The sequence below is a fragment of the Haloferax chudinovii genome (assembly GCF_042663345.1).
In the GTDB taxonomy this organism is placed as follows: Archaea; Halobacteriota; Halobacteria; order Halobacteriales; family Haloferacaceae; genus Haloferax; species Haloferax chudinovii.
On record NZ_JBHTAB010000012.1, the window covers coordinates 95938 to 114201 of the forward strand.

Here is an 18264-nt window from a genome sequence, read left to right on the forward strand (position 1 = left end):
GAGCAGGTCTGAAAGGTCTGGCCAGGGTCTATCAGTTCAGTGTCTGGTTCTCAGGCCGTGCTAATTTGCTGTTGAGACATCCAAATAGATTTGTTCAAGCTCTGAAACGTGGTTACTGATTGTTCGAGTTCGACCAGCTAAATTGTCTTTCAAAATGTCAATTTCGCCTAGCGATATTTCAATAGCGTTTTTCAATTGCTTTGGGTTCTCAGGTTCAAACAGATATCCAGTTTCACCGTTCTCTATTAATTCTGGAATTCCACCAATTTCTGATCCAATCACGGGAGTTCCATAGGCAAAGCTTTCGTAGATTACCATCGGAGAATTATCATACCACCTTGAAGGAACAACCGTAAGATCCGCTTTCAAATACATCTGTTTCAATTCATCTTCAGGTACAAACCCGTGAATGTGAACATTTTCTAAGTCGGCGGACATCAATTCAAGTTTAGATTTTTGAGGACCTTTCCCTAGAATATGTACGTCAATGTCTTCTGAATCAAGATTAGCGACTGCTTCTACTAACACATCAACTCCTTTAGAATAAGTTAACTGTCCCACATATAAGATCTGTCTCTTCTTAGAATTCCCACCGCCACGTTCACTACAATTTGTCTCTCTCCGAGTTTCAGCGGATATCCCTAAAGGAAGTCGCTTACAAGACACATTTTCAAACATGCCGTATGAGTTGTACTTAGATATTACAAACTGAGATGGTGAAAGAATAATATCAACATTGTTCTCAATCAACCAATTATTTAACTCCTGATAAGGCCTGAGAAGAGTTCCGGGTTCAGTAATCTCGCCATCCTCAAACATATCTGGACGGATATGCATCGAACCATAGTCATGTAACGTATGGACAACTGGAATTTCAAGACTCCCCGCAGCAGAGAACACGGCACCAGAAAGTCCACTATAGTTATGTATATGAATTAAATCTGGATCAAGTGTATTTAGCTGCTTTCTCACCATTCGATACGCATGTGGGTTCCAGAGGTCGATGATGTGTTGGATTGGCTTCTTCCAAAATGGTTCATCTTGATGACCATATGGCGCGTACATATTTCTGGGTCTGAAACGGTAAATGTCAACTCCGTTTTCAGACTCATGTGTGAACTTAGACGAAGACACATTGCTACCAGTAGTGATCACCGACACATCGTGTCCTCTTTTTTCTAATTCAATACTGTCTTCTTGTGCATGCTTCTCCGCACCCCCGATTATCTCTGGGGGAAAAAGATTGGAAATGATGCACACGTGCATTATTCAATCAACTCCTGATAGAGCTGTTCCAAGTCATCCGCTTTAGACGACCACGAATATTTTTTTACACAGATTTTCCTACATTCGATAGAGACCTTTGGGTCTGTAGTGTATTCTTCCGCACCAGAGATTGCATCAGTGAGTTGATCGACAGAACCGGAATCAATGACCTCGCCCAATCCTTTGGACATTATTTCGTCAGCAACGCCCACGACCTCTGTTGAAATGACTGGTGTTCCACAGGAAAGAGCCTCAAGTAGAACCAGTCCAAATCCTTCTTGCTCCGAAGATAGCGAAGGTAACACAAATAGGTCGGCCGAATTATACATTTTGGGTAAGTCTTCATCAGGGATGTATCCCCTGAAATCAACTATATCTGTAATATCTAAATCTTGAGCAAGTTGTTCATAGCGCGATCGTAAAGAACCATCACCACCGACCACCAATTTGACATTCATAGTAGACTCGTCAGATATCTTTGCTATTGATTTTAGCAGGATATCTAACCCTTTGTATTCATGATACTCGTCAAGAACACTCAAGAAAAATAGATTGAGTGCGTTAGGTTCAAAACCGAGGTCTGACTTCGTATCGGGAGAGATATTCATCGGCGAAAATCGGTCAACATCCACCCCGTTGTGTACAACAGTAATCTTGTCTTCGTATTCCGCTAAATACTCTGAGTTGTCAATATAACTTGGCTGCGTGATTATAATTTGGTCAACCAGCTGGAGTGTAAACTTCAGAGCCGTACTATTGTAAAGAGAAGCAATAGTATCTGCTAACCCAGATCCAATAATATCGTTATGATATGTGAGTACAACTGGTGTCCCTGTGACTTGTCCAACAATGGCACTAATGTCCGCACTCCATGGTGTTGGAAGATGGGTATGGATTAGATCAGCATGCGATACTCTATTAATCAGTTCAATGGGTAACTTTGGGGTTATATTGGTCTGCGCTATCTTCGCAATTGTAGAGAGTCGAGATGTCGAAATCCCATCTACTACGCCACTAGTCTCTCCAGTTGATGCACAAATCACTTCAACATCGTGACCATCATTAACCAATTCCTTTGAAAGTTCATGGACATGAGCTTCAACGCCACCGGTATACGGATAAAACCTCACAGGTGTCTGGATAATTTTCATTGTTTGATAGAGGGTCTTGGTTATAAGCAATACCGATGGGTTCAATTAGATTTCGGTCATTTGACCCATCAAGCTACGATATTAAACATATGACAGTTGACAATATGAATCTCGCGTTCATCTCGAACGTCGTTTATCCCTACATCACTGGTGGCGCAGAAAAGCGCATCCACGAAATCGCCACCCGGCTCTCACAGAGCGGCCACGACGTGACCATCTACGGCCGCCGCTTCTGGGACGGCCCGGAAGAGACCACCCACGAGGGCGTCACCCTCAGCGCGGTCGCGCCCGAAACCGACCTCTACACCGACGACCGCCGCTCTATCACCGAAGCGCTCGACTTCGCCGCCCGACTCGCCTACCCGCTCGCCAAACGACTTCACGACCAGAACCACGACCTCGTGGTCGCCTCCGTCTTTCCGTACTTCCCTGTCCTCTCCTCGAAGCTCGCCGCCCTCGGGACCGACGTCCCCGTCGTCACGACCTGGCACGAAGTGTGGGGCGACTACTGGGACGACTACCTCGGCGTCCTCGCCCCCTTCGGCAAGTTCACCGAACACCTCACCGTCAGAGTCCCCCAACACCCCATCGCCGTCTCGGGTATCACCGCCGACCGCCTCGCCGATACCGGCCGCGACAGAGACACCATCGAGGTCGTCCCGAACGGCATCGACGTCGACCAGATTCGAAACGCGCCGCGTCCCGACGAGGGCGACTCGTTCGACGTGCTGTTCGCCGGGCGACTCATCGCCGACAAGAACGTCTCCACCCTCCTCGATGCGTTCGACCGCGTGGCCGACGACTACGACGACGTAACCCTCGGCGTCGTCGGCGACGGCCCGGAGTTCGACCACCTCGAACGGCAGGCGAGCGCGCTGGACCACACCGACCGCGTGAGCATGCTGGGCTTCCTCGACGAGTACGAGGACGTGTTGGGCCAGATGCGCGCCGCGGACGTGTTCGCCTCACCGAGTACGAGAGAGGGATTCGGCATCACCTACGCCGAAGCGATGGCCGCCGACTGTACGGTCATCGGTGTTCAACATCCCGAATCGGCGGCGAGTGAAGTCATCGGCGACGCGGGGTATCTCGCCGAGCCGACCGTTGATTCAGTCGCAGACTCGCTATCGCGTGCACTCGCGGGGGAGACACCATCCACCGAACCCACGAAACGCGCTGAACAGTACGATTGGGACAGCGTCGCTGACCAAGCGGAGAAGGCGTACCAGCGCGCCATCGACGGTCGGTGGTAACTGTTCTACCGCGTCGTTGGTTTGCGTCTGCTGATGCTCTGTTCGGCCAGTATCGAAATCTCAGGACGTAGACCTCACACGTCGCCATCGACTGTGAGAGTACATTTCGTATGCTTTCTCTGGGACAAGACTCCCGAGCACACGGAGATGTCTTAGCGCGTAGTGAGAGAGTACATTTCGTATGCTCTATCTCACTAAACCACCCGAGAAATGGCAGAATCGTCGGGGAGAGCCAATCGACGTTCGGGACGAGAAAGCATACGAAACAGACAAAGTGCGGTTTTATATAGTACTCGTTCATGCATTCAGTAAGGATATGGCAGGACCGTTCAGCGACATGACGGAGACAATCTTCGCTGACAAAAGTGTACTCAGCGAAGAGTACCAGCCTGAAGAGATTCTTGAGCGTGACCAAGAAATCGAGGAATACCGATATGCACTCCAAGACGTCCTCTTTGGCCGGGACCCGAAAAACGTCATGCTGTACGGGAAGGCCGGACTGGGAAAGACAGCAGTCACGACCTACATGCTGGATGCGTTGGCGACAGAGGTCGAGACGCGAGAGCAAGCAGATGACCTCCACGTCCACGACGTAAACTGTAATGGCAAGACGCTATTCATGGTCGTTCGTCGCTTGGTAAACGAACTGCTCCCACCACACGCGAGTGACTTCCCAAAGCGAGGATTAGGAACGGGAGACGCCTTTGACGAACTGTACACACAACTCGATCGAATTGGTGGGACGCACATCTTCGCGTTCGACGAAATCGACCACCTCTCAGGTGCGAACTCCCTCCTCTACGAACTCCCACGTGCGCGGTCGAACGGACACCTCAACGAGGCTCGAATCGGAATTATCGGCATCAGCAACAACTACACGTTCAGAGGTGATCTCTCACCGAAGGTCAAAGACACACTGATGGAGACCGAAATCTCGTTTTCGCCCTACGATGCGACCGAACTGAAGACGATTCTCCTCGACAGGGCAGACCGTGCGTTCATCGATGGTGGATACGACATGTCGGCGATAACGATGACTGCCGCGATTGCGGCCCGAGACATGGGCAATGCACGTCAAGCGATCGATCTACTTCGTGTCGGTGCGGAGGTGGCTGAAAAACGAGGCGAGTACTGCGTGACCGACGAGCATATCGAGGAGGCTCGACGGCTTGTCCAACGCGGGCGACTGAGCAACCGAATCCGCGACCAAACCGAACAGGCACAACTCGTCTTGGAGACGATTGCTCGACTCGAAGAACAGGGGAACTGCCCCGTGCGGTCGAAAGAGATTCAGGCCCACTACAAAACAGTCGCAACATCCTGGGGAGTTGAACCACTGACGACGCTCAAGAGTATTCAGGACCATCTCTCGGACCTCCACATGCTCGGCTTCGCCAAGCGATACGATCGAAACGAGGGATTGAGTGGCGGGCAGTACTACGAGTACGAACTCGACCTCGATTCAGACCTCGTCTTGGAGACCCGTGAGGAGATCGAACACGAGGAGTGACCTGAGAACGGGGAGTCGAAGCAGACGAAACGTACTCTGGCTTGCATCGGAGTGGAGTCACCTGCTCTCGTCTTCGTAGCCTGCAAGTTGAATCAGAGTGCTCAAAAGTGAGTTTGAGGCGACGCTGTATAGCGAAAAGCATACGAAATGTACTCTCCCACTCAGCAGAGATGACCGAAGACGGACGAGACAGAGTACGTTTCGTATGCTTTCTTTCTTGGTTGAAACCGCAAGATGGTATAGACGATAGCATACGAGATACACTCTCTTACTCGGGTATCAGCTCGACGACGGACAAAATCTAGACAAAGTCGTCATCACGAGAAGAACGGGCTCCATTTCGTATGTTCAAATCTGTGTCCAAAAGCGGAAGACACCGACGTGGAAAGCATACGAAATGTACTCTCTAACGTAGAACGCGATGGCCTAAGCGGGACGGGATAGAGTGCATTTCGCATGCTTTCGTTCGTAGTTGGAAACGCAAGACGGCATCGAGGAGAGCATACGAACTGTACTCTCTGACTCGGCCGTCAGTTCGACGTTAGTATTGTTCGTCTGGAGGGTGCAACGCTGTCCGTCGCTGTGTCTACCGAAGAAACTGACGCCAGCGAGTGTACAGATACATCCCGCCGAAGATGAGGCCGACGAGCACCACGAGCCCGGTCACATGCGTTTCGCGCACACCGACGGGAAAGGGAGGCGTTTGGAGGGATACGCTGAACCACAGTGGAGGGACTGAGAACACGACTAGCGGTGTCGAACATCCATTTAGTTAGAGGTTGTGTCCGTCATCGGTGTGACCGCGTCGTCGAACGGGTTACGCCGAGCAGTAACGAGACAGCGTGGACAACAGAGGGGCCGAGAGGTATAACATCCATTTGTCCGGTACACCACGAGTCGGACATAGCCCAAGGTGCGCTTGTTCAAAACGTCACCGTCGCTTGTGGAACACTGATTGCCACAATAACGTGTTGTGTGGATTTTCCGTGAGGACCAAAAGTGAGTGATTGCTGTCTAAAAATAGAAATAGCCATTTTTGATATCATTGTATTTATTGGCTAAATAGATTATGCAGAGTTTGGGTTGGAGGGATGCAAATTCGACTCATTCAGCCGCTGTTCGGTGTCAGAGACGGATTCACTGTAACCCAGTCAACCAACAGTACTGAGCGTGAGCGAACACACTAGACTGTTCAAACCTCTCCCATTTACTCCGAGACGCTCGTTCGTGCGTCTATGAGCTTTGTCGATCTCAGCCATTCGTTCGAAGATGAGATGCCGGGATTCCGTATGGAAGCCGAAGACGGAACAGTCACTGAGTATACCGCAGAGATAGAGCCGTTTTTCACCCACGACGAATCCGAATCATTCTACGATGGAGAGTCTGCATTCGAGATCACAGAGATCAGGTTTCAAACCTCGATTGGCACGTACCTGGACTCGCCGTATCATCGCTACCCAAGCGGTCGTGACATTGGTGATCCGGATATTGACGAACTCGTGTTACCGGGCGTCGTCGTCGATGCCAGAGGACTGGAATCGTATGAGGAACTCGGTGTTGAGGTGTTACCCACCGATCGAGAGCTCACAAACCGAGCAGTCTTGTTCAATTTCGGGTGGGATGAGCACTGGGATACAGAGCAGTATCGGTCGTATCCGTATATTTCAGACGCACTGATCGACAGACTTGTCGATGAAAACGTGGGGCTGGTCGGTGTTGATACGATCAATGTCGATGACCACCGCAATCCGTCACGACCCGCTCATACACGCTTTCTCGACGAGGAAATCTTCATCGTGGAGAACATGACCGGATTGGACGCACTCCACGGAGAGTCCTTCCGGTTGTTTGCGGTCCCAATTAAAGCGTCACAGACGGCTGCAATGCCGATTCGTGCATTCGCAGAATTCGACTGAGTGGCTGTTGATACGAGAGTCCGTCTGAAGAACAGGATTCCAACAGATCCAACCGAAACATCATATTCAAAGAATAATCAAAAGTATGGTAGCTCCGCGATAAAATGTAGTGTTGCGCTGAGAGTGCTTGAGGCTAGATTCACCGACGCTGACAGTCGTGGATGTCAAGCCGTTCTGGTAGCCCCACCACACCACACGCGGGACACGCCACGAGCGTCGTCGGTAACTCTCGACAGGATTCCAAGGCGGCGTGCAGATGCGCTTGTACTTCGGGCTCAGTCGTTCGCGTCAACGCTTGGGCGAGATGCATCTGCAGTTCTTCGTGGGCACTCATGCGCGGGGAGTCTCCTTGCGCTCGGAATCCATCTGGAGCCCGATAGATGCAAGTTGGCCCGTCGAAGCCCACCCACGCTTCTGGGAGACGAATGCCTTCCACTCGCGAAGCGGCCGGCCACTAAGTGGTCGTAGTGATCGAGGGCCCGACCATCCAAGACGACGACGGCGTCGGCAGGACGGAAGTAGTGATGTGTGAATCCCTCAGTGTCAATACCAAGGGTAAACGAGCGTGCAAGGGCGTTAGTGAGGTGGTCGGCTAGCGATACGGTACGCTCTTGTGTCGCGGTATGCGTAGTTGACATTGGCTTTCTCGGCTCAGAGAAGCCACCCGGTCACGTGTACCAGCACGTGGCCTTTCTGCGAGAGGCGAACCCGGTACTTCTCAGTTACAACGCTATTCTTGAGCCACTTGACACTATGCATAATGCCCATTTGAATTGAATATTGACAATGCCATTCGTTATAGCATACTCTGGTCTAGTAGCACTATGAGTGCCTCAAATCTTACTGGCACGGACAAAGCAATTCTCGACGTACTCAAACGAGGACGCGATGGGGACGGTCCGTGGGGAATCGCGACGAAGGGCTATCTCGTCGATGAGACGGGGTACTCACGAAACAGTGTGTATAATCGCCTCGAAGTACTCGAGGCTCGTGGATACGTACAGCTCACTCATGAGCCGACTCGGCTCTTCGAATTCGTGAGTGATCCGCGAGAAGAGTGAGCGGAGGTCCTAATTTTGAGACGAGACACACCTCACACCGAGTGACTAATACACGAACAAGGTGATGTGAGCAATTAGCCAGACACACCTCACAACGAGTGAGGATATAATTCGTTTAGGGAGACACACCTCACAACGAGTGACTAATACACGAACAAGGTGATGTGAGCAACCAGCCAGACACACCTCACAACGAGTGAATCAAAAAAGAGGAGGCCAGGGGGTTACTTACTCAGCGCTTCAACAACCACTTCGGGATCTCCAAGCAGACGATGTTCAAGATAGCTTCCTTCGCCAGGTCCTCCGCCCGTGTGGTTTGACTCTGTGATTCCAAGGAAGGCTTGTTCTTTAAGCAGTCTGTATACTCGGTCTTCAGAAAGCGGCGAACTTCCCTCTGTTGAAGCAAGCGAACAATAAGCATCGTAGACGTCATGTGTCCGGAATGCGCCCTTCCCAGGGTTCTTGGCGGTGAGCAATGCCAACGCCCGAAGTATATGTTGTACATGAGGTGTTGATCCAGTAATCAGGCGTTCAAATCGGTTTACCTCTGCTTTGTGGACGGCCTCATCAACGTGAGCTGCCGTCACAGTCTCAAGATTTTGTTTCTCTGCGAGTCGACCTGCCTCGTATAGTGTGTCAACTGCCTTTCTCGCATCCCCGTGTTCTTTTGCTGCGATTGCTGCGACTTTTGGAACCACACCATCAGCCAATACACCGTCACCAAATGCGTCAATACGGTGTTCGAGAATCGCACGAATCTGTGTGGCGTCATACGGGTCGAAAACTAACTCGTTATCTTGGAGACTCGAATCAAGGCGCTCGTTCAGTCGGTCGCGATATTCGATCTTGTTACTGATACAGACTGCACCGATGTGAGACGCCGCCTTCCCACTCTCACGTGCACGTGTGAGGCTGCGAAGTAATTCATCATCGTCGAGTTTGTCAATCTCATCGAGAATGACAACGAATGCGTCGACATCGTAGTCGTTCAAAATCTCCCACGTAATGTCCCGGTAGTCAGACGAAGAGATACCGATTCGTGGGACGTTGCGGTCAACACCCAGCGTATCAACCAACTGTCGAGCCATCTCTCTACTTGCCTTCGTCTCTGACTGATAATCTGAACAGTCGACATAAGCATACGCAAGTGTCGTGTCGTGTGACTTGGCTTCGATGCGTGCTTCTCGAGTAACGCACCGTGACACGAGTGACTTACCGGTTCCAGTCTTTCCGTAGATGATTGTTGTCTCTGGTGGGCCGCCACGTGTTGCTGGTGCAAGTGCCCCCCCGACAGCAGCAATCTCTTGATCTCGACCAACTACCCGGTCAAGCTCAGGAACGTGGCCAACCCGGAGAAGTTCACGATTTGAGAATATATCTCCGGTCTCAAAAAGCGACGACCGGTCATCAGTATCAACCATGCTTAGTTTCACCAATGCGGCAATGTCTCTTAATACTGCCGAACCTCGAAACGAGTGAGGACCTTCAAACACCGATATTCAGACGTTAACGACGATTTCAAGAGTATTTAAGTAATAGATGTTGTTCATGGACACACTACACACCGAGTGAGTGCGTCCGGATAGATGTAGGCCAAACCCAGATGTATCAGCCTCAGATGCAGCAAAACAGGATATTCTTCAGGTGGTTTGTCACTCGGTGTGAGGTGTGTCTCCCCTCAGTTAGACATTGATAACACTGAATCGCGGGAAGCAAGAACCAAACTGACGAACTTCATCCGTTCGTGCCACTACTCACTCGGTGTGCGGTGTGCCCCAAGGACGTTATTCAGGCTGTGATGAGTATCGGTGTTGGCCAGCCCACGTTGAGGAGACCCCCCGGCCGTAATAGCCAACTATGAGCCACGAGTGGATTCGCTCACGATGTCGGTCGAATCGTACGGTCCCACTCGTCCAGACCCGCTCACTCGGTTCATGGCCGCCTGTCAGGGTGCTGGTATCGCCTCCATCGCGTGTCCAACGGTCGGGAGCGCGTCAATTCTCGTCGTGAGTGCCGTCACCAGGTGGACGCCGAGTGAGCTACTGGGAGAGAATGGGAACCTCCTGTCGTTGCTGTTCGTGTGTGCAATCGCCGTCGGCTTCGTCGCGGGGTCGTACTGGCCGGTGGTCGATGGCCTCCCACAGAAACGCGAACACGAGCTGTACTGGGTTCGAAAGCGGTTCACCATGTGTCTCTTTGGCGGCCTGGCGTGTTACGGCGTGTTTTCGCTCATGTTCGTCGTGACGGTCACAGACCTCCTACAGAACATGGTCGGAATGGGGGCGGCGATTCTCGTGTGCACCTATCTGTATGCGTACTCCGCGGACCGACCCGAGGCGAGGTAAGCAGTCGAAGCCACGGGCCGAGACACCACAGCGAATCGAGCGATTTTGGCACCCAGTCTGACCGCCCGAATCTGTCAAAATAACCAGAATGTAGGGGTAATCAACAGCACAACCGCTGTTTCCTCACATCAGTCTGGGCACGAACGCCGTTCCGGTGGGGGGCCGATCCTCGACAGGTCGGCTTGGCGTCGTTCGGCTCTTTGATTTCGGTGCTCAGGGTGGAGACGACTCAGAGACCCACCCAACCATGGACTGCGGTAGCGACCTTCCGAGACGGCGCTGACTTATTTCACTGCCCGACCCGACACACGAGTACAGCGTGGCTAACACACGCGCGCTCGCCGAGACGAGCAAACGGCTCGGGACGTACGGCCTCATCGCCGTCGTCCTCGCCGCACCGTTCGGTCCGTTTTGGTACGTCGAGTCGGCGGTAGGCCGGCAGGCCTCACTCGCACACATCGGGGGTGCGCTCGTCACCGGGTCGCTCGTCCTGCTGTGTGGACTCGTGGTCCTCGAACGCTACGCGGGAATCCGTGCGCTGACCATCGCGTCGTTCGACGGGTTCTTCCTCGGCCTCTTGGGGAGCGCATCGGGTTTCCCGGACTCGCCGGGGGATTCGTGTGGTCGGAACTGTGCCGAAAATAGGAACGGTATGTGGGCGAAACCGAATCCCGCAGAAGGACCGCCATCGCACGTCAGTCTCCGATACCGCGGCGTCGTGACAAGCCTTTTCACCCGCGCCGTTGCTCCAGAATCTGCACGCAAATTTGACTGGGGAGATATCTCAGCCCCCACTATCCAAATTAGCTTAAAGGCGATATGATTAAACCGACGCAAACTATGTCTTAGTCAAAATGAGGACTCGAAAGCTTCCATCAGACGCACCCGGTCGTTATCTCGAGTCCCATCCGAACCCCTACTACATCCCGGACAAGTTACCCCTGTCGTCGAAAATTGAGATGGACGACGTCCTTGCGTCGTCCGTCGCGGATGCGACGTTCCAACTCGGGCGTATCGATGGTATCAGCCCCACCGTCGACTTCTCCCCGGTTCTGTACACCTCGCTGCTCCGACTCGAGGCAGTCGAAACAGCCGAAATCGAAGGTGCAGATGTCGATGTCGACGAGGTGTACGCGTATCACACGCGCAGTCGGTCACAGGGGACAGTCGACGTCAGCCGCGACCTACAGGAGGTACTCAACGCCGAACGAGCACTCAACGAGGGATTTGACGCGATTAGAGATGGTGAGTCGATTACGGTCAGTCTGCTGCAGTCGCTCCACGAGACACTCCTCGAAGGCGTTCGGAACGAGGGAGACGTCGTCGGCGACTGGCGGGAGAGCGACGTCCACATCCCGTCACCGCGTGGAAGTCAGCCGCCGTTTGTTCCACCGCCGCACGGCAACGTACCTGAACTAATGAACTCGCTCGAAGCGTACATCCAGATGGGAGGACAGCACCACCCTCTCATCGACCTCGCCATCGCACACTACCAGTTCGAGACGATTCACCCCTGTTCTGATGGGAACGGCAGACTCGGACGTATTCTCATCGTCCTCCAACTGCACGACGCGGGTTATCTATCGGACCCCTATCTCTACCCGAGTGCCTACTTCAACCGGAACAAACAGGAGTACGTCGAGAAGATGCGCGCAGTCAGCGAAGCGGGGAAGTGGAAAGACTGGATTCTGTTCTTCCTCGAAGGAATCGAAGAGCAGGCTAGAGACTCGTACGAGCGGACGTTCGAACTCATCGAGCTTCGCCGGGACTACGAGACGAGCTATCCGCGCTCGAAAACGAGCCACAAACTCGCCCGGAGCCTGTTCGACCTCCCGTATTTCACCGCGAGCGAGGTCGAAACGCGATTCGGCGTCAGTCGACAGACAGCGTACAACGCAATCGAGGAATTGGAATCAGACGGCCTTATCGTCGAAGCGACCGGGAAACAGCGCAATCAGGAGTACAAAGCAGTCGACGTCTTCGATGTCCTGGAACGCTCGACGGTGGGACGTCCTCCACACGACTGACGCCGTGGGCGTTCTCCTCGAATCGTGAACCCGGAACGGCCGAGCGAAACACACACCCGCGAGGGGTACGTTAGCCGTCGAGATACGGCTCACAAACCCGCTCGACACCCGCTTCGAACGAGACCTCGGGCTCCCAGCCAGTCGCCTCGTGCATCTTCGAGTAGTCGGCTTTCGTGTCGTGGACGTACACCTCGAACGGATTCTCGACGTACACGGGCTCGACGTCCGTCCCCAACACCTCGTTTATCAGCTCGACCATCTCGTTGAACGAGTAGCTCTCGCCCGTCCCGAGGTTGTAGATGCCCTGCAACCGCTCGTCGGCGGCGAGCTCCAACCCGCGGACGATGTCGTCGACGTGGGTGAAGTCGCGCGTCTGCGAGCCGTCGCCGAACAGCTCCGGCGACTCACCGTTGGCAATCTTGTCGGTGAACTGCGCGACCGTGTTCGCGAACTCGCCCTTATGCTCCTCTGCACCGCCGAAGCCCTGGTACACAGAGAAAAAGCGCATCCCGGCCAACTGCAGGTCGTAGTGGTGGTGGAAGTACTCCGCGTAGCGCTCACGCCCTAACTTCGACGCTTCGTACCCGGTCCGGGATTCGACGGGCATGTCTTCCGGCGAGGGCTCCGTCCGCGACCCGTAAATCGACGACGTCGTCGCGTACACGACGGTATCACAGCCGTCCTTGCGAGCCTGTTCGACCGTGTTGACGAAGCCTTCGATGTTGACGCGCGCGCCTTTCGTCGGGTTCTCCTCGTGCATCTTGTACGACGACAGCGCCGCCAGATGGAACACCGCGTCGACGCCCTCGGTCGGGAGGTCGTCGTCGAGGACCGTCGCGTCGTGGAACTCCACGGCGTCGTCGAGATTCTCGGGCGTCCCGAGGTAGAGGTCGTCGAGTGCGATGACGTCGTTGTCTTCGGCGAGGTGGTTCGCGAGATTCGAGCCGATGAATCCGGCACCGCCAGTAACGAGGACTCGTTTGCCGTCCATACATCGGGGCTCTCACGCAGTGACAAGAACGTATCGTCGGCGGGAGCGGAATCGGTGTGCGTTCGTTCCGCACTCCAGCGGCGGGGCGAGTGAGACGCTCACGTTCCCGAGCGTACCCGGCGACGAACCGCAGAGGTATCACAGCCTTACGACTGCCACAGCAGTCGAGCGCCGTCCACACCGCGAGACCGACGAGTGCGGTAGTCCGGGTCAGTTCGGCGGTGCCCCCGAAACCGGCGCGTACGCAGTCGTGAACGCGGGCGTGACGGCCAGTTGGGTTGGCACCAATCGTTCTCCGGGTGGGTCGGGCGCGATGCGCTCACTGAAGCGGACACGGCGGAGAGGGAAGCCAGCCACCGACAGGGCCGACACGCGCCGGACCGAACCGTGCTATCGACGCGGCAGAGACCCGTTCGACGTCGGTTCGGAAGCCCGAGACAGGGACGTTCCCAGCGAGCGACAATCACGACGTGAGTTGATACGGCGCGTGAGTGTACGACTACGTAGAGGTGAGAAAGATGATCGAAACGGCGACCGTCGTACTCCAGTGGGGTGGACACGGTCCGATGGGTCCCCACGGCGGCCACGGGGTCACCGCGGGCGGCGCGACGGCCACCGGGGGCATGGGGCTGTGGTGGCTCGCGGTCGGCCTCCTCTTGGTCGCACTCGCGGGGCTGAGTCTCGCGTACGTCAGTCGCAAACGGACGGGGAGTACCGAGACGGCTCCCCCGAAGGAGACCGACCGCGCCATGCGGGACCTCCGAGCGAAGTACGCACGCGGCGAAATCGACGACGAGGAGTTCGCGAACCGAGCGGCCACGTTGAATCTGGAGTGGGGGTAGACCGGAGTTCACTCGGAGAACCTGTCGAAAGTCCCATAAACTGATATGTTCTCTGAGTCAGACAGTCGAGAGCAGAGAGTCGATAGGATATTCATCGACGGGAGCCCGTGATAACCACAAGTCTGTCCTCGATATCGCACGAGACTGTCTCGCAAGAAATATTTAACCAGTTAGACAGTCGACGTTCTGTAACCGTGTTCGGTACTACTGACGAACTGGACGATCCAATCCGCGTCCTCTACGTGAACTCCGATCCCGCGTTCGCGGAGTTGGTTCAAACCAAGCTCCAACAGACGAGTACCGAAATCGACTGTATACCTGCCGACGGTATCGACAAAGCACTGCACAACCTTGCTGCGGACCGAATCGACTGTATCGTAACGGCGTACTCGCTCGAAGATTCAGATGGCATCGGGCTTACGGAGTCAATTCGCCGGCAGAACGATGAGATCCCGATAATCCTCTTTACTGGACAAGGGAGTGAGAAAATCGCGAGCGAAGCGACTCGTGCCGGCGTCTCGGACTACATCCCAGTCCGATCGGAGCGTGATAACTTCACACTGCTCGCGGCCCGCATTCGAACGCTCACGAAGGCTGCTCGCAAACGCACGGCGGCCGAGCAGACGAAGCGGCGCTTCCGACGAACGCTCGAACGGGCAACTGACGCGATTTACGCCGTCGATAGCGACTGGCGCATCGAGTATATGAACGAGAAAATGGCCGAGCGGGTCGGCCGTGAGCCGGACGCGGTCGTCGGAGAAACCATCTGGGAAGCGTTCCCGTCAATCGTCGGGACGGAACTCGAAGAGAGATATCGAACGGCGATGGAGACTGGTGAACCGGTATCGTTCGAACAGCGTCTGGGAAAGCCATTCGACTACTGGGCCGAAGTGCGCGCCTTCCCGGACGAGGACGGACTCACGATATTTTCCCGGGACATCACAAGTCAATATGAGGTTAGACGGGAACTCGAACGCCAGCAGTTCTTGTTCGACCGCGTCCAGATGGTCGCAGACATCGGAGTCTGGGAATACTTCCCATCGAGCGGCGAACTCGAGTGGTCTGACGGGGTCCGCCAGATCCACGGTGTCGACGAGGATTACGAGCCACTACTTGATGACGCAGTCGAGTTCTATCACCCTGACGACAGAGAGACCATTACCGGAGCAGTTGACCAAGCAATCGAAGACGGGGAACCGTACGACCTCGACCTACGAATCGTACGAGCCGACGGAGAGGTGCGTGATGTTCGGGCGTGGGGAGAATACGTCGACGACACACAGCGCGGCGATTCAGCACTTCGGGGCGTTTTTCAGGATATTACGGAACGAAAGGCGGAACGACGTGAGTATCGCGAACTCGCGGAGGAATACGAGGCGTTGCTCGAAACATCCGGGGATGCGATATTCTTGCTTGATGTCGATACCGCTGGTGAGGACCCGTCATTCGAGTTCGTCCGACTCAGTCCCGGATACGAGACACAGACCGGACTTTCAACTGAGGAAGTTCGCGGCAAGACACCGCAGGAGGTGTTCGGCGACGAACAGGGTGCTGAACTCGAGGCAAATTACACTCGCTGCGTCGATCAGGGTGCCCCAATCTCGTATCGCGAAGAACTCGACGTCGGTGACGATGCACGATTCTGGGAGACCAGCCTCGCACCGGTCGTCGTCGATGGTGAGACCGTCCGAGTTGTGGGCATCGCCCGGAACGTCACCGAGCAGGTCGAGCGAGAACGCAAACTCGAGGCGACGAACCAGCGACTGGAATCGCTCATCGAGGCCACGCCACTCACCGTCATGGAGATCGACACCGACGGGACCGTCATCCGCTGGAACGACGAGGCTGAAAATATGTTCGGCTGGTCGCGCGAAGAGGTGCTTGGCGAATTCAATCCGATGGTTCCGGACGAGCAACAGGACGAGTTTGCATCACACAAACAGCGCGCCCTGAGCGGCGAGCGGATTCGGGCGAAGGAGATACGGCGGGAGACGAAAGGCGGAGACGAACTGGACCTGCTCTTGTCGGTCGCGCCCATTACAGGCCCCGACGGGGAACCCACAAGCATCCTTGCCGTCTTGGAGGACATCACCGAACAGAAAGAGTTGGAATCCCGCCTCCGCTCGCTTCAGGACACCGCACAATCGCTCAGCGGCGCTGAATCAAGCGACGAGATCGGAGCGATCGCCGTCGAGGCCGCGGCCGAGATACTCAATCTCGATATCACCGGAATCTGGGAATACAACGAGCGAGATGACGCGCTCGTCCCGATCACAGAAACGCCCGTAGCACGGGACTTGTTTGGCGATTCCCCCCGATTCACTCCTGGAGACGGTCTTGCTTGGGACGTGTTTGAGTCCGGCGAAACCCAGGTGTATGATGATGTCCAGGCCGAGGGTCAACCCCACAATCCGAACACAGAGATACGGAGTGAGATTCTCGTCCCACTGGGAGAGTATGGGCTCATGTCCACGGGGTCAGTTTCCAAGCAGGTCTTTTCTGAGATGGACGTCGACCTGTTCCGGATTCTCGGTGCGACTGTCGAGGCGGCACTCGCACGAGCGAGCAGGGAAGAAGAACTACACCGACAGAACGAACGACTTGACCAGTTCGCGAGCGTCGTTGCCCACGACCTTCGAAACCCGCTTTCTGTCGCAAAGGGGTTCCTCGAGATCGCGCAGGAGACCGGGAACGCGGAGTACTTTGAAAAAGTAGAATCTGCACACGACCGAATTGAACGACTCATCGAGGATCTCCTGACGCTGGCACGTGGGGAGACGACGATTGAGGATGCAGAAGAGATCGACCTCGAGAGCATTACGACGGAGGCGTGGGGATACGTCGACATGGAGGAGGCAACGCTTACACTCGCAGATGGCATTCCGACAGTCACCGGCGATGCAGGGCGGTTAACCCAACTCTTCGAGAACCTCTTCCGGAACGCAATCGAGCACGGTGGTGCCGACGTCACGGTGACCGTGGGTGGACTAGACGGAGACGGTGGATTCTACGTCGAGGATACCGGCAGCGGGATTCCCCAAGAGAAGCGAGACGACGTGTTCAAACACGGCGTCACGTCCAGCAAGGGGGGAACCGGGTTCGGGCTCTCAATCGTGGCCGACATCGCGAAGGCACACGGTTGGACGGTTTCGGTGACAGACGGGAGCGGTGGTGGGGCAAGGTTCGAGTTCAAGCGGCCAAAATAGTACCCGTGGTCAATGAGCAAACCGTGCCTGCGGCCTATCTGTGGCGGCACCCACCTGTTGTTTGGTCATAACAACAGGTCGGGAGGCCGTTACCGACATGTCTTTTTGTGAGGGTGGGAGCCATTAGCTGAATGAAGTACGATGCGGCACTGCGTCGACGAACACTCTTTGCGTTGGGAGGAATGGGATTACTAACTGCTGTAGTTTTCGTTTTGGTCCAGTTTCAGGCGACGCTCGTATTCACAGTATTTCTCTACTACGCAAGCCGTCCAATCTATCGTAAGCTGGAGATTGGTGATATGCGAAATCGGGTTTTCCACTTTCGAATCGACGACCCAGACGAATTTGATCGAGACCTGCTCCGCTTCGGTCAGTCCTACTTCTCTTCAGTGTGACTCCTGAAATCACGAGCAGTTGCCCTGAGAATTGTGCCACTTGACAACAGATAGAGAAATTGGCTGGGCTCGGTGCATTGAGACGCACAGTCCCAACTAGTGAATCAGTCAGTTATAGACACGACATTGACTCGGGACGCCACGTCCGCCTTCGCCCCCGGATGTCAGCGGCGTTTACCTGAATTGAGGCGCTAAGGCGCCCCTTCCTCAACGAACGAGCGAAGCGAGTGAGTAGGGAGGGGATACAGCGCCGCACGATATCAAACACGTCCGACGCTCGGCCCACAGGCCCACGCAATCG

General features: G+C 54.8%; 12 protein-coding genes and 1 pseudogene. 9 read left to right on the forward strand and 4 right to left on the reverse strand.

Annotated features, from left to right (window positions below):
* Positions 1–60: 60 nt before the first annotated feature.
* Positions 61–1266, reverse strand: coding sequence for a glycosyltransferase family 4 protein (locus tag ACFQI8_RS17565; protein ID WP_390247096.1), 1206 nt, complete (start codon positions 1264–1266; stop codon positions 61–63).
* Entirely contained in the window at positions 1266–2417 is a 1152-nt protein-coding gene (locus ACFQI8_RS17570; RefSeq protein WP_390247098.1) for a glycosyltransferase family 4 protein, read from the reverse strand. The genes ACFQI8_RS17565 and ACFQI8_RS17570 overlap by 1 nt, the downstream gene beginning before the upstream one ends.
* 104 nt (positions 2418–2521) lie before the next feature.
* Here ACFQI8_RS17570 and ACFQI8_RS17575 point away from each other — a divergent pair, with 104 nt between their 5' ends.
* The 3 genes from ACFQI8_RS17575 to ACFQI8_RS17585 all read left to right on the forward strand — a co-directional run bounded on the left by ACFQI8_RS17575 (position 2522) and on the right by ACFQI8_RS17585 (position 7096).
* A complete protein-coding gene (locus tag ACFQI8_RS17575) occupies positions 2522–3670 on the forward strand; it encodes a glycosyltransferase family 4 protein (RefSeq protein WP_390247126.1) in 1149 nt (382 codons plus the stop codon).
* A 316-nt stretch (positions 3671–3986) separates the two neighbouring features.
* A complete protein-coding gene (locus ACFQI8_RS17580; protein ID WP_390247100.1) occupies positions 3987–5180 on the forward strand; it encodes an orc1/cdc6 family replication initiation protein in 1194 nt (397 codons plus the stop codon).
* A gap of 1235 nt (positions 5181–6415) precedes the next feature.
* Positions 6416–7096, forward strand: coding sequence for a cyclase family protein (locus ACFQI8_RS17585; RefSeq protein WP_390247102.1), 681 nt, complete (start codon positions 6416–6418; stop codon positions 7094–7096).
* 1285 nt (positions 7097–8381) lie between these two features.
* Here the strand turns inward: ACFQI8_RS17585 and ACFQI8_RS17590 are convergent.
* Positions 8382–9578, reverse strand: a complete 1197-nt coding sequence (locus ACFQI8_RS17590; protein WP_390247104.1) for a Cdc6/Cdc18 family protein — start codon at positions 9576–9578, stop codon at positions 8382–8384.
* A gap of 462 nt (positions 9579–10040) precedes the next feature.
* On the opposite strand from ACFQI8_RS17590, the gene ACFQI8_RS17595 reads away from it, so the two are divergent.
* The 3 genes from ACFQI8_RS17595 to ACFQI8_RS17605 all read left to right on the forward strand — a co-directional run bounded on the left by ACFQI8_RS17595 (position 10041) and on the right by ACFQI8_RS17605 (position 12529).
* Positions 10041–10502: a hypothetical protein gene (locus ACFQI8_RS17595; protein ID WP_390247106.1), complete on the forward strand. Its 462-nt coding sequence runs from the start codon at positions 10041–10043 to the stop codon at positions 10500–10502.
* 319 nt (positions 10503–10821) lie between these two features.
* Complete coding sequence (locus ACFQI8_RS17600) at positions 10822–11325, forward strand: hypothetical protein (protein ID WP_390247108.1); 504 nt, start codon at positions 10822–10824, stop codon at positions 11323–11325.
* A gap of 31 nt (positions 11326–11356) precedes the next feature.
* Positions 11357–12529 (forward strand): Fic family protein, encoded by a 1173-nt coding sequence (locus tag ACFQI8_RS17605; RefSeq protein WP_390247110.1) that lies wholly within the window; start codon positions 11357–11359, stop codon positions 12527–12529.
* Positions 12530–12599: 70 nt separating this feature from the next.
* Here ACFQI8_RS17605 and ACFQI8_RS17610 read toward each other — a convergent pair whose 3' ends face one another.
* Positions 12600–13520, reverse strand: coding sequence for an NAD-dependent epimerase/dehydratase family protein (locus ACFQI8_RS17610; protein WP_390247112.1), 921 nt, complete (start codon positions 13518–13520; stop codon positions 12600–12602).
* 566 nt (positions 13521–14086) lie between these two features.
* Between ACFQI8_RS17610 and ACFQI8_RS17615 the strand changes: the two genes are divergently transcribed.
* The 3 genes and pseudogenes from ACFQI8_RS17615 to ACFQI8_RS17625 all read left to right on the forward strand — a co-directional run.
* Positions 14087–14362, forward strand: coding sequence for an SHOCT domain-containing protein (locus ACFQI8_RS17615; protein WP_390247114.1), 276 nt, complete (start codon positions 14087–14089; stop codon positions 14360–14362).
* A gap of 194 nt (positions 14363–14556) precedes the next feature.
* Positions 14557–17568, forward strand: coding sequence for a PAS domain S-box protein (locus tag ACFQI8_RS17620; RefSeq protein WP_390247116.1), 3012 nt, complete (start codon positions 14557–14559; stop codon positions 17566–17568).
* A gap of 131 nt (positions 17569–17699) precedes the next feature.
* Positions 17700–17855, forward strand: a pseudogene (locus ACFQI8_RS17625) (AI-2E family transporter); the annotation flags it as partial.
* Positions 17856–18264 lie beyond the last annotated feature (409 nt).

What these genes read in the sequence shown, in the direction of transcription:
- ACFQI8_RS17565 (WP_390247096.1), bottom strand. Translation starts at nt 1,266, where the DNA reads ATGCACGTGTGCATCATTTCCAATCTTTTTCCCCCAGAGATAATCGGG.
- ACFQI8_RS17570 (WP_390247098.1), bottom strand. Translation starts at nt 2,417, where the DNA reads ATGAAAATTATCCAGACACCTGTGAGGTTTTATCCGTATACCGGTGGC.
- ACFQI8_RS17575 (WP_390247126.1), top strand. Translation starts at nt 2,522, where the DNA reads ATGAATCTCGCGTTCATCTCGAACGTCGTTTATCCCTACATCACTGGT.
- ACFQI8_RS17580 (WP_390247100.1), top strand. Translation starts at nt 3,987, where the DNA reads ATGGCAGGACCGTTCAGCGACATGACGGAGACAATCTTCGCTGACAAA.
- ACFQI8_RS17585 (WP_390247102.1), top strand. Translation starts at nt 6,416, where the DNA reads ATGAGCTTTGTCGATCTCAGCCATTCGTTCGAAGATGAGATGCCGGGA.
- ACFQI8_RS17590 (WP_390247104.1), bottom strand. Translation starts at nt 9,578, where the DNA reads ATGGTTGATACTGATGACCGGTCGTCGCTTTTTGAGACCGGAGATATA.
- ACFQI8_RS17595 (WP_390247106.1), top strand. Translation starts at nt 10,041, where the DNA reads ATGTCGGTCGAATCGTACGGTCCCACTCGTCCAGACCCGCTCACTCGG.
- ACFQI8_RS17605 (WP_390247110.1), top strand. Translation starts at nt 11,357, where the DNA reads ATGAGGACTCGAAAGCTTCCATCAGACGCACCCGGTCGTTATCTCGAG.
- ACFQI8_RS17610 (WP_390247112.1), bottom strand. Translation starts at nt 13,520, where the DNA reads ATGGACGGCAAACGAGTCCTCGTTACTGGCGGTGCCGGATTCATCGGC.
- ACFQI8_RS17615 (WP_390247114.1), top strand. Translation starts at nt 14,087, where the DNA reads ATGGGTCCCCACGGCGGCCACGGGGTCACCGCGGGCGGCGCGACGGCC.